Below are 11,919 nucleotides of genomic sequence, written 5' to 3' on the forward strand. Positions count from 1 at the left end.
TATATTCTCATGGAACTAGAATAAAAAATTGAAAGTTCCTTCCTGAATCAAACTCGTACCCTCTCCAAATGACCGTCAAAATCAAGCTTTTTCAAGTACTACAAGGCGATTTTATCTCGATAGAATGCCTTGACGAGCCGAAAGGCACAGCCACTCGGATATTCGTGGATGCAGGTTTTGTCGGGACGTATGTAAGGACTTTGAGAAGTGAGGTAGTGAGCCTGAAGAAAGCGCAAGCGTCGGTTGATCTGTTTGTCGTAACGCACACCGACAACGACCACATCGCTGGAATCATGCCCCTTTTGAAGGAGTTCGGCAACCTGCCTGTGAAGCACTTTTGGTTTAACTGGTCACCCAATCCGGTGCATCTGAGTGAGTCAAATGGCGAAGCTGGTATTAAGGAGGGAATCACCTTGCGGGACTATTTAATTGAGAAGGGGAAGAGTTCCGAAGACAAGATTTTGGCTGGCCAGGTCTTCGACCTCAATAATGCTAGGATAACCGTCCTATCGCCGGATGACAGGCAATTTGACCGTTTTGCGAAGAAATGGGAAAAGGAGGAGATGAAGCTGTTGGAAAAGACAGGTAGCGAGGCGAGCACCAGTCAAGCGCGCAACGATCATGAAAGCATCGATGACCTTAGTAGTCGAAAATTTATTGAGGATAAATCGCTGAGCAACCGCAGCAGTATTGCCTTTTTATTGGAGTTTGAGGGCTTCAAGGGGCTATTTACGGGAGACAGCATCCCGTCGGTCATTGTCGCTTCTTTGAAGGAACTGGGGTACAGCCATGAAAACAAATTGAAGCTGGATATCATGAAAGTGGCACATCACGGGTCGAAGTCGAATACCAGCAGGGAACTGTTGCAGATGCTCGACTGCGCTCACTACGGGGTCAGTAGTAACTGGCAAAACGCCCACAATTTCCCCCACAAAGAAGCCCTGGCCAGGATTGTCAAGGCGAGGGAAGGCCGTTCCGTCCATTTTTACTTTAATTATGATGATCCGGTGCTTAGAAGCATATTCACGAGCCAGGAGCTAGACGACCACAACATTACCTGTCATTACCCAGCCCAAGGAGAAAACCATATCCAACATACATGGAATCAGTAAGTTCATCGAATATCGACAACCTGTGCGCGCGGCTGAGTAACAACGGCTATCCCGTAGGAAGCTGCGTATTGGTTAAACCAAGCGAGACCAGCGAACTGGTTTACCTCTTTACCGCTACCCATTGCCTGAAGGAAGTGAAATCAACCGCAGACCTGGCGGTTGAAATGTATAATCCTGCTGAAAAGGGCTTTACAGTATTCAAGTTGAATGATGAAATAAAAAAGATTGACGACCCGGCGACCGATTTATCCATTCTGGAGATATCGGCGGCGGTCTCAGGTCGAAAAATTCCCTTTATCGCCGTGGGTATCGAGTACGACCAAGGCGAGCAGTATTTTTTTCGGGGCTTTCCGCAAGCAGTGAAATCATTGGAACCGGAGGAAGACTACGGAATTTTGCAAACCCCTTCCGGTCGCGTGATCAAAGGTATTAGCAACCACACTAAGATCAGTCAAAAATGCCTGTCGGAAGAACTGGTTAAGGGTTTCTCAGGTAGCGGCTTTTTTGTAAATCGTAAAAATGGAAAGATTCTTATTGGTGTCGTAAGTAAGTACAACGAGGGACTTAACTGCTTCGAAGGAGTCAATTTTATAGGCGTAAATGACCTCTTGCGCGTCGGTAATCTTGAAGAAATACAGTTTTCCAAGGTCAGGGAGGCTGAACCAGAAATATCGAACCCGGAGTTGGTTGGAAGCCTGAATGACCAATTGGAATTCGCCGAGGAACTGTATGAACGGCTGATGCCTTTTTCCGCGCTCAAGGCGGTGGATAAGCTGATGGTAGTAATCCAAGACAGCTCTATATCCGCGCTGGATAAAAGGAAGTTTAATGCCAGAAGCAGCTATCTCAGAGCAAACTGCTTGCGGGAAGATAGCAAAGTTCCGGATCGGGAGTATTGCGACCTGTTTGTTCGGGCTTATAAGTTGCACCCTCAGCCGCTGAAACACAAAGAGCGGGCAGCCAGGGCGTACCATGACTTGGGGCAACCGGTCGAGTCATCTTTGATCATAGAGGAAATCCTCGCGGAGGATCCTCTCAACGCTTACGCGCTTGCAATAAAATGCCAGATCCATTCCGAAACGACAGTGGACGCATCTGTTGCGCGAAATCCTGTTTTCAAGCGACTTAAAGTCCACTATCTGTTAAAAAACAGCGGGAAGGTTTCGACAGACTCACTTGCCGAAGTTTTTCAAGAAGAGAAAGATTCCCTAACGCTCCCTGATAAAATTTCCCGTGATGAACTTGCCTACTGGTGGTACTTGGCTCAGTACATTATGCAGGACTGTCTCGCAAAAATCAAAGTTTACAATTTCCATACGCCAGTTGACTTGAAAAACGATTCAGCTCTGGACTATGCCAATAAGCTTTTACGGCTTATTGGTAAACGTGTGAACGATACAGAAATACAAGATAGTCTGACTTTCAGGATAGCTCGTTTTGACTTTTGGTTTACGCAATATTTACTTACGAGAAACAGTCAATCTGTTTTCGAAATGTGCCAATTGTTTATCGGAACTCAGCATGAGGATCAAGTCGCTTCTCCCTTCGATAAGGTAGTATTGCCGATCTCGGAAGACGTTCCCAGTAGAATCACTAGTTTGTGTATATGTCTTTTAGAAATTGAAGAGTTTTTGAAGGTCACTAAACTTCTGGAAGATTACCCAAAGGAGCGTTACGGCCTCTTGTGGCAGTTTGGCGGATATGCATTTTTAAAGCTTGACAACCATGAAAAAGCCTCTGAATACTTTAAAGCATATTTAGAAGAAATAGAGACGATCGGTGAGTCCGAAGTACTTAACTTATTCGGATACATTGAATACTTTTATTCTGAAAAAATACCAGTTAGCGAAATATGGGAAAGTATCACAACTGGAAGAACATTTGAGAGTGAGGCTCTACGCTCGTTACTTATGGCGTTTTGTTTTCGTTTCGACGATGACAAGCGTAACGAGGTTAGAAATCTGTGTGAAAAGTTAGAAACATACGCTTTTACAGAACGTAGATTCCAAATTACAATCCCTATCTGTTTAATGGCAATAGGTGATTTGGAAAGAGCAGAGGTTATGCTCAAACCTTTGATTGATTTCAGTAAGCCGTCCAATGAGCTTGGATGGTATATAGAATGTCTTTACAGAATGGGCAACAAAACAGACCAGTTATTGAAAATACTGGGGCGTTGGCGTCTTAATTTCGAGCCAAATCATGTCCACATTGAAAAAGAGCTGCATATTTTAGGATACATTCGGGATTATCAAGGCATTGAAGACGCTGCCAGAATTGGCTTGAAAGCCTTCCCAGGTAGCTATAAATATTGGTTCTCATTGATTAACGCAATGGTTCGGAGTGCCAAGCCAGAAAAAATAGAGGAAGCTAGGGAGCTCATGGCAAATGGAGCAATCATTATGGCTGCCAAAATGGAGTGGCAGCGAGCTTTCAGACTGGCAGGACTGTGTACGACAGTAAGTCTTCGCGAGTTAGGTAGAGAGATTTTGTATAACGTGCTACAGGCAAATTTTGACAACTCGTCGGTGAAGACAGCCTATATGACCACCGAAGTAATGGAAAAGGAATCTGAATCTTATGAACATCCTGAGGTGGCCACGGAGGACTGTGTTATACGGCTCATAGACGATGCTGGCAAGGATTCTGTACTTTCATTGAAGTCCTCTTTGATTGAGAGTAACCCCCTTGTGATGCTTGCCATAGGAAAGCGGGTTGGCGAATCATTTGTCCATAACAAGTCCCTGGGAAATGCGAAGACCTACACGATTACCATGATATTCGATAAGTACGTTGGTCAAAAAGTACTTCTGTATGACGAGTTGGAAAGAAACCCAGCAACTCAGCCTGAGGTAGAATCGATGAATATAATTGAGGAGGGTGGGTTCGATGGAATGATAGAGAAGTTTAAGAGTACCTTCGGCGCGGCGGGTTCCATTCGTAAGGATTCGGTAAATAAGTTGTTTGAAGAGTTCAAAAACAAGAAAATAGGGTTTACAGAACTGGCCGTTGTAATCCAAAATGATTATTATCAGACATGGCAATTTATTACGTCTGATTACAACGATGGGTTTCCGGTCGTTCCTCTAAATGTCAAACGATTAGCCTTCGATGAAAACAAGGAGATAGTGCTTGACTATTCAACATTATTCACGTTGATTAGAATAGAAGAGGTTACAGAGCTTACGTACAAGTATAAACCGTTTATTATATCACAGAGGATTGTCGATTCATTAAGAGGACAACTCCAAGAGATGAAATTGAGCCGTCCTGGAACTCATTCGATGAGTATAACCCTAGATTCTGTAACACCTATACTAATTCCTGATGATTTTTATATAAATAAGGAGAACGAATTGCAGAAAATTATTGATTGGGTTAATAAAAACACGAGAACAGAGGTGGTTCCAGAGATGTTCGAGTATTGTATTGATTCCCCCGAATTAGATGTTAATACACAAATAGTAGTAGAAACGGCTATGTTGGCTACTAAACCGAATCGAATTTTATTATCAGATGAGCTATTTTATCTGAACTATACCTTGAATTCGCTTGATATAAAAGTTTTATCCATAGAAAATTTCTTGCTAGATCATTTTCGTGATGAATATAAGGACGTTTTACTGCCGGAATTGTTGAAATTTAATTACAGAGGGTTAACTGTTGACAGTAGTGTTTTGATCGGTCTTCATGAAAAATCAAATACTGCATTGACAAAGTCATCGAACCAACACACGCTTTTTAACAAAAGCCTTTATGGAATCTGTCCCCTTTTTAATGATAACCCCAATAATATAGCATCTGTATCGAGGTTTCTAAAAAGTCTTTATTCCGAGCCTTTTGATTTATGGTACAAGCAGATGACGTCCAGAAGGGTACTTGGTTTTCTATTTGATGGAGCTAACGAAACCGTTCTGCCAAGACTTACAAAGCTAATTCAAAGAGATTTTAGGTTACTTGGTGACCATTTGGATCACGTAATTGAGGACGTGCAGTTCGTCTTGGGTGATCTCTAAATTTGTGATGATTGTAGTTCAGTTAGGTAAACCTTCTGAACTACGTTGCTGAGCGGGGTTTGTTCATTGGTCCTATCTGTATACCTTTCAAAAATTGCTTTTACATTATACGAACGACCGTTTAAAAAATGTAAAATTCCGCTATATTGCCCCCCAAACCAAAGACCTAAGACCGTGGAACACCAGAACGCCCCTTTGAAGTACGTCGCCTACTACCGCGTCTCGACCGCCCGCCAGGGCGCCTCGGGCCTGGGGCTGGGCGCGCAGAACACCGGCATCGCCTCCTTCCTGCGCGGCAGCGGGGAGGTCATCGGCGACTACACCGACGTCGAGTCGGGCAAGCGCAATAACCGTCCCGAACTGATGAAGGCCATTGCGCGCTGTAAAAAGGAAGGGGCGGTTCTGCTGATCGCCAAACTCGACCGGCTGTCGCGCAACGTGGCCTTCGTGTTCGCCCTCCGCGATTCGGGCGTGCCTTTCATATGCGCCGATATGCCCGAAGCAAATACCTTGACCATTGGAGTCATGGCTACCATGGCGCAGCACGAGCGGGAGGTGATTTCTGAGCGTACCAAACGGGCTTTGGCAGAATTGAAAAAAAGGGGAGTGGTGCTGGGTACCCCGGAGAACCTCACCCCGGAGGCCATCGCGAAGGGCAGGGACGTACGGCGGCATAACGCCCGTCAGGACGAGAACAACGTTCGGGCGGCGGCTTTGGCTAACTCCATGCGGATTTCCGGCCAGACCTGGACGGCCATCGCCAACGCGCTTAACAGTTATGGGTTCCTCACGCGGCGCGGCAAGTGGTTCCGGCCCGTGCAGGTGCAGAGGGTGGTGAAACTTTTCAGCGAGGATCAAGGATAGGCAGCGGCGTAGAAGGGTTTTCAAATTTCGCTGTCAAACGACCCTAACAGATAATATTCCATCTGTCAGGATTAATCACACCCATTCTATTTGTCTGAAAACGGAATCCCATTTATAATCGAGCCAATGGATTTTGCAGTTCCTCCACGTACCTCTGGCCCGAGTGGCAAAACCGACTGCTGAGGATTGGTCTGTTTTCTCTTTAATACCTTACTGATTTTCGGTGCCTTGGTTTGGTCGATTCCCAATGATTTGACCAAATAAGCGGTGTGGTTTTTGACCTTTGGCCGCAACCCATTGGCTAGTTCGGCATCTACTCGAAAAAATATCTCCAAATAGCTGTGTTCTGAAGCGATGAGGTCTTTCTGCCAGTTCTTTAATTTGTAATTGGCCATTAAACGCCAGGCGGTTGCTACGGCTTCATGTAGAGGCATCTCGTTGATGATGCGGCGATCTACCTCAATGGCTTCTACAGCCAGTTGGCGTGCCGTTCTAATGAAGAAAGTGAGTTCGATTATCCGTTTTCCTTCTTTCTTCGACGGCTTCCATTCAAGTAGAATGTCTGCCTTTTGCTCTAACTCGCGTTGGGCCACCATGAGAGCATTCTTTTTGAAATCGTAAAACGAATAGCCCTTCGGACAGTTCAAGATTGTCATAAGCTGCTCCACTTCGTAAGTGAACTGCAACTGCCGGCGATTTTGGAACATACTTACTATCTCAAATATTCGCTGGGCGTAAACCGAACTGAGCGACAGCATCACGTCGATGTCGTATTTGGTATAGCGCTGACCTAACTCTGCAAAATGGGGGACCATGTCGGCGAACATGGTCAGTTCAATGACGCGCTGGCCATCAACGGTTTCTGAGCGAACGCGGGGAAAGGGTGTAATGAAGTCGAATCTATTCTTTACATCGTCGCGATATATCAAACGTTTCGATTGAAGCGACTCGGCGGCTTCTGCGATTTGCTGGTGGTGGTTCCTAGTGAGCGAAGAGAAGGGAATGCTTACAATAACGTTGGCTGTGGGCCGTAATTCACCTTTTAAGGCAAGGTGGCCAATCTGATTCACGACCAGCACCACGATCTTTTTCTCCAGTTCAGTAAACTCTTGTTTCGACTCTGTGAATAGGTTGGGCTGATAATTGGTAGGACGTTTTGTGAACACCGGAGCCAATTGATCGTCAGCAACTTGATGAGCTTCCATAAAATTGGGTTGTGTCAGAATTGTCAAACCTCTGCGATTCCCAAACATACAAAAAAGAGTTTGTCAAATCAAAATCGGTTTTCATATTTCGGTTCTTCGCCAAATAAGAACGCCTCACCCTAAACCTCGTTTTTCTATTCAAATGTCGGAAAGGCATCTCACCCTAAACCTCGTTTTTCCGGCTTTGCAAAATTTATCCACCTCACCCTAAACCTCGGTTTTGCGAGTATTCTGAGTAAAAACCACCTATGAGTTATCAACAAAAGCACTAGTTATAAACATTTTTATGGACTAAAATTCCTCCCCCTAAACCTCGGTTTTCTATAATGCTCCCCTCAAACCTCGTTTTTCGACCCCCTAAACCTCGTTTTTCGACCCCCTAGACCTCGGTTTTCTATGTCTGCAATTCACCCTAAACCTCGTTTTTCCTCCCCCTAAACCTCGGTTTTATCTCTGTAATATATTGATATTAAGACTATTATAAGCCCTAAAATCAATCAAAAAAGATTGATAAAGAGATAAAAGATCAAACTTTTGCGATTCTATGTAAAAGGGAGAAAAAGATTTTGTTGGAATACCAACACTTATTTACCTTTGAGGTAAATAAGTCAAGCTTTTTTCCATTATGACTCAAGACAGCAGTTCCCGGCCCACCAATCGCACCAAAATCGTCGATTTAAACACTCTTCGGCCTATGCTCCAGACGCAGCGCGTACAGTTGGAGCCAATTACTAATCAGATTAGCGCGTTACCCAATGACCCTAAATTGGAATATTATTTCATCCCCGTCAATTTCATGAAGGAGTACAAAGCCTACCACCGCGAGGGAAAAACGCCCTTTAAGAACCTGAAATTGGTCAACTACGGTAAACCCGCCATTTCCCTCTCCTTTTTTAGTAAGCACAAGTACACTGTCAAGAAGGAGAATGAGCCGGAAAAAATATTGCTTCACCTCAAAAACCACCGGGAGGAACTGCTAGAGCAATCCCTTTTCAAGCAACTGGATAGCGAGCAATCGCGCCATCTCAAGCAAGTCGATGAACTTTTCCGTACGCTGCGGGAGAACCCAGACGCATATCAGACCTGTTTTTCAAATTATCATCATTATTATCGATACTGGTATTGCACCTTCCGGTACTTCGAGGATAAGACCGAGACAAAGGCTGAAACCGACAGCGCGCACCTGCTAAAACACACGGAACGGATCAAAGGTCAGGTTCACGAGCGGCTGAATGTCATTTTCATAGACCCCGACCATATTACCCGCCCTGTCCCTTACGACAACAAACGCGTGGATCGGGAGTTGGATACCTACCCCATCAAGATCAAGCAAGGTACCACGACCCTATATCTTAGAAAGGCTTAATTATTCTCCTTTTCGCGCATTTTACGTACTTTTGACTACGCGAAAAACGCGATATGACTTGTCTTAAAACGACCTCTGTTTTAGGCCCTCCCTTCTTTTTCAATCCGGTTGAATGCGCCCCACCAAAATAACCCTTTCCCAATTAGAGTCCTTCCTCCTGTCGGCTTGTGACATCCTGCGCGGCTCGATGGACGCCTCCGAATTTAAGGAATACGTCTTCGGGATGCTGTTCCTGAAAAGGCTGTCTGATGAATTCTACCAGCGGCGGAAGGCTCTGGAAAAAAGAGATCAGCCACCTCGACCCTGAACACCGTGCCGGCCTTTTGAAATATCGTCGCCGTGCAGCTACCGGACTACGAGAAAGCTAAGGCATGGCTGCGGGAGTACGGGCATCAGTTGAAGGTTGATTTTTGAAAGGCGTGAAGGTGAAACTTGATTATTGGGAGACAGAGGATTTCAATTTGATTGCTATCATCTGTTAGGGGCGCCGGAGATTCGATCCCTCCTTTCTTGAACTTATTTTGTTTCCAACCGGATTCGTTCACCGAACTCCGGCGTCTGAATCGACCGAATAACCTTACCCCGTTCGACCTTGATCTCTACCTGGGGCTTTTGGAAACCAAAGGGTTGTCTCTCAGTAAGAATGAAGGTTTTGCTCTGGACATCCTTTTCGGCCTGTTGCATGATTTGCTGCATTGTCCGGGCCATATCAGCGGGTGAGTTACCATTGAAGAGAACAAGCCCGGTTTCGTCTTTTATCGCATAGCGGAATTCGTCGCCCAACCTTACTTCCTGAGTCAGATCCATATTGAAATCTTTGGTGCAGGATTTTTCAATTTTAATCCGCTGGGCCAAACCGCTTACTTCCAACAAAAACCCACAGATAGCTGATAGCGGGGCGCAGGCTTGCGGTATGCTTATCTGCGTTTGCTTCCCTACTCTACCGACGGCAATTAACTGGCCGTTCAGTTCCTTTTGGCCTAATGTGCCAACGCCAGTTTGTGAAAATTGCGAAAGCACGGTATTGTTATACAATTCAATACGGTTCAGCAAGGCTTCACGAGTAGGGCGAAATGTTTCCGCTTCTGGCAAAAGATAGGCTACTCGATCCGGCCCACCTGCCGTGGTCTTTAATGGAAAATTGACCGCAGCTAATTGCTGGATAAACTGTAAATCATACTTATGGCCTTTGGTGTCACCGTCGAAACATAGAACAATGCACCATTTGGCCGTTTTTTCGAATGACCCAATGTAGCGCGTTATGGTGTTGACTTGCTGAAGCGTGAGTTGGCCGCCAGTCGAGAAATAAACCGAATTAAAATCGTTGTCCCCACTAATGCTTCGTAGTTGCCGATGGGAAAGGGCGTCGATCGCACTTTCCATTAAATAAAAGCTCTGCACTTTCGGCGGCGGGTTGGAAACAAACACGCTACTGAAGCGGTCGCTGCCGGGAGCGTGAACCTTCAAATTATCGTTTCGGAGTTCCAAACCCGTGACCTCGGTCGATTGGCCGTTGTAGTACGGAAAAGCAACATTGGAGAATTGATGGTAATTGCGTTCCGGGTGTTCCTTGACGGTGAGAAAGTCTTCAGTCCGGCTGCTTTCAGGATTGAAATGCGCTATATGGGTAACGACCTTGTTGACAAACTCAGGGCGTAGTAGGATTTCAGGCGCAATGTGTCGGGTGATGAGATAATTGTCCTCTTCCAGCGGCCGGACGTCAAACTTTTCCTTAGCAAAAGGCTGCTTGACACTCGACTCTGCCAACTTGGGGGTTAGCTGTTGATTCTGGCTGACGCGCGCCGGATCGACGCGTAGGTAATCGTAAAGGACATTCGTAATATTCTTGAACTCATGGTTCCCAGGCCGATCATAGATTGAAAAAACGGTTGAAAGCCTATTGCGAATGAAATCAATAATGGTACCAGAGTCGGTAAAGTCCCCGGCCCGTTGATATACCTGTTGCGAGGCATCCTGCGGGTTCTTAATGATGATTATATCCCCGAAGTCGGAATGTTCCAGAACCGGACGATTGCGACCCTTTCGTAGAAGGGGTTTGTATCCATACTGAACTGCCAACTCAATGATGGAGACATTGGCTCTCAATTCCTGCACCGGAATGAGGTTTGGAAATCGCTCCTTAAGTTCATCAAACTTGGTCATATGAATGAAAGCTTTCCGGACTCAAAAATACCAATCTTGATATCTGAGTGCAATTTATGCCTTACATTTGAATCAAAGACATTTGGTGGCTTTTCTGCTGACCTTTGGCCATCAATGCACTTAGACGAATAAGCTATCTACGCCGATGCACATCCAACTGATGTCGATTTTTCTGATCGCCGGATTTTTGGTTTCATGGCTCCAGTCCCGACACCTGAAAAAAACTTCCTGACTTCTGGCCAGTTTCGACTCGTCAGCGCAGTGGGGATTCTGTGCTTTCTGGCCGCCGTGTTCGTGGCCTTCAAGGGCTTGTTCGACTAATTTCCGGGCTTATGTCATGGGCGTCTCCCTGCGGGCCGGTCCTCTGCGGGGTACGCTGCGCTGCCGTCCTACGGACAGAACCTTCGGATCTCCCTCCAAGCACCTGACGCAAATCAAGGATGTACATTGACCCACCCTGCGGGTGCTTCACCCAGCTTTCATCCCACTTCCCCGGCCCTGAAACCCGAACATTGCGCCAAGAACCGCCCGCTAAATCCCGATGCGCCGTCGCCACAAAAGGCACCGCACACCGGGGCTGGCTGGTGCAACCATCGGGTTCGGCCCGCCCGTGGAGATTTCAGTCCGGGTTACGTCGCCCGCCCCACCCTGTATATAAGCAAAATCCTTGTTTTGATTTTCTGATTTGAACGTTGCAAAGAAAATGCACGAATCAGTCCGTCGGAAAGGCCGACGCCCTTCGGGTTGCTCAAAAAATAATCTCCACCCATTCGGGCGGTACGCCGCCCGACGGTTCGCCGCCCGGTAGTATTATTTTTTGGCAAGCCTTGCCCCCTGCCTGACCAGTGCATTAAAGGAAAGGCATGTTCAAGTCGAAAAAATTTTGTGGAGCGAGGCACGGCTATCGTGTCGAGAATGCACCCTTATTTAATTCGATTACATGAGATAGTAAGCGGTGACTTGTTGGGAGAAACAACTTTTTGAAGAGGTAAAAAAACACTCACACAAATTTGTGTGAATCATGTAAAGTACTTATCTTTAAAGAGTTAAATGAGTTCTCATCTACCAAATTTTCAGTCTTATGGACAAGGCAAAAAAAAACAAAAAACCGTCTTTCGACCTCTTCCAAACCATCACCGATCTGATTTGTGATCAAATTGCCCAGGGAGTCGCGCCGTGGAGTAAGCCCCGGC

General features: G+C 45.9%; 9 protein-coding genes. 7 read left to right on the forward strand and 2 right to left on the reverse strand.

Features of this window, described 5'->3' with window-relative positions; all coding sequences use genetic code 11:
* Window positions 1–68: 68 nt before the first annotated feature.
* From IE117_RS25300 to IE117_RS25310, 3 genes are all read left to right on the forward strand, one after another.
* A complete protein-coding gene (locus IE117_RS25300) occupies window positions 69–1,112 on the forward strand; it encodes a ComEC/Rec2 family competence protein (protein WP_189568855.1) in 1,044 nt (347 codons plus the stop codon).
* A complete protein-coding gene (locus IE117_RS25305) occupies window positions 1,100–5,128 on the forward strand; it encodes a PIN domain-containing protein (RefSeq protein WP_189568857.1) in 4,029 nt (1,342 codons plus the stop codon). The genes IE117_RS25300 and IE117_RS25305 overlap by 13 nt, the downstream gene beginning before the upstream one ends.
* 66 nt (window positions 5,129–5,194) lie before the next feature.
* The gene (locus tag IE117_RS25310; protein ID WP_308439304.1) at window positions 5,195–5,992 is read left to right on the forward strand and encodes a recombinase family protein; all 798 of its coding nucleotides are present in this window, start codon (window positions 5,195–5,197) and stop codon (window positions 5,990–5,992) included.
* An 86-nt stretch (window positions 5,993–6,078) separates the two neighbouring features.
* Here the strand turns inward: IE117_RS25310 and IE117_RS25315 are convergent, their stop codons facing one another.
* Complete coding sequence (locus IE117_RS25315; RefSeq protein WP_189568858.1) at window positions 6,079–7,197, reverse strand: replication initiation protein; 1,119 nt, start codon at window positions 7,195–7,197, stop codon at window positions 6,079–6,081.
* 625 nt (window positions 7,198–7,822) lie between these two features.
* Here IE117_RS25315 and IE117_RS25320 point away from each other — a divergent pair.
* Window positions 7,823–8,563, forward strand: coding sequence for a hypothetical protein (locus IE117_RS25320; protein ID WP_189568860.1), 741 nt, complete (start codon window positions 7,823–7,825; stop codon window positions 8,561–8,563).
* Window positions 8,564–8,675: 112 nt separating this feature from the next.
* Complete coding sequence (locus tag IE117_RS25325) at window positions 8,676–8,870, forward strand: type I restriction-modification system subunit M N-terminal domain-containing protein (RefSeq protein ID WP_189568862.1); 195 nt, start codon at window positions 8,676–8,678, stop codon at window positions 8,868–8,870.
* Window positions 8,871–9,079: 209 nt separating this feature from the next.
* Here the strand turns inward: IE117_RS25325 and IE117_RS25330 are convergent, their stop codons facing one another.
* Window positions 9,080–10,726, reverse strand: a complete 1,647-nt coding sequence (locus tag IE117_RS25330; RefSeq protein ID WP_189568865.1) for a toprim domain-containing protein — start codon at window positions 10,724–10,726, stop codon at window positions 9,080–9,082.
* Window positions 10,727–10,921: 195 nt separating this feature from the next.
* Here IE117_RS25330 and IE117_RS26465 point away from each other — a divergent pair, with 195 nt between their 5' ends.
* Together IE117_RS26465 and IE117_RS25335 are read left to right on the forward strand one after the other, a co-directional pair.
* Window positions 10,922–11,047, forward strand: coding sequence for a hypothetical protein (locus tag IE117_RS26465; protein WP_262893129.1), 126 nt, complete (start codon window positions 10,922–10,924; stop codon window positions 11,045–11,047).
* 126 nt (window positions 11,048–11,173) lie between these two features.
* A complete protein-coding gene (locus IE117_RS25335; protein WP_189568868.1) occupies window positions 11,174–11,410 on the forward strand; it encodes a hypothetical protein in 237 nt (78 codons plus the stop codon).
* Window positions 11,411–11,919: the final 509 nt, after the last annotated feature.

It is taken from the genome of Persicitalea jodogahamensis (assembly GCF_014651615.1).
In the GTDB taxonomy this organism is placed as follows: Bacteria; Bacteroidota; Bacteroidia; order Cytophagales; family Spirosomataceae; genus Persicitalea; species Persicitalea jodogahamensis.

Bases quoted from the DNA above. Each gene is read 5' to 3' on its own strand.
- IE117_RS25300 (WP_189568855.1), top strand. From the start codon at position 69: ATGACCGTCAAAATCAAGCTTTTTCAAGTACTACAAGGCGATTTTATC.
- IE117_RS25305 (WP_189568857.1), top strand. From the start codon at position 1,100: ATGGAATCAGTAAGTTCATCGAATATCGACAACCTGTGCGCGCGGCTG.
- IE117_RS25315 (WP_189568858.1), bottom strand. From the start codon at position 7,197: ATGGAAGCTCATCAAGTTGCTGACGATCAATTGGCTCCGGTGTTCACA.
- IE117_RS25320 (WP_189568860.1), top strand. From the start codon at position 7,823: ATGACTCAAGACAGCAGTTCCCGGCCCACCAATCGCACCAAAATCGTC.
- IE117_RS25325 (WP_189568862.1), top strand. From the start codon at position 8,676: ATGCGCCCCACCAAAATAACCCTTTCCCAATTAGAGTCCTTCCTCCTG.
- IE117_RS25330 (WP_189568865.1), bottom strand. From the start codon at position 10,726: ATGACCAAGTTTGATGAACTTAAGGAGCGATTTCCAAACCTCATTCCG.
- IE117_RS26465 (WP_262893129.1), top strand. From the start codon at position 10,922: ATGGCTCCAGTCCCGACACCTGAAAAAAACTTCCTGACTTCTGGCCAG.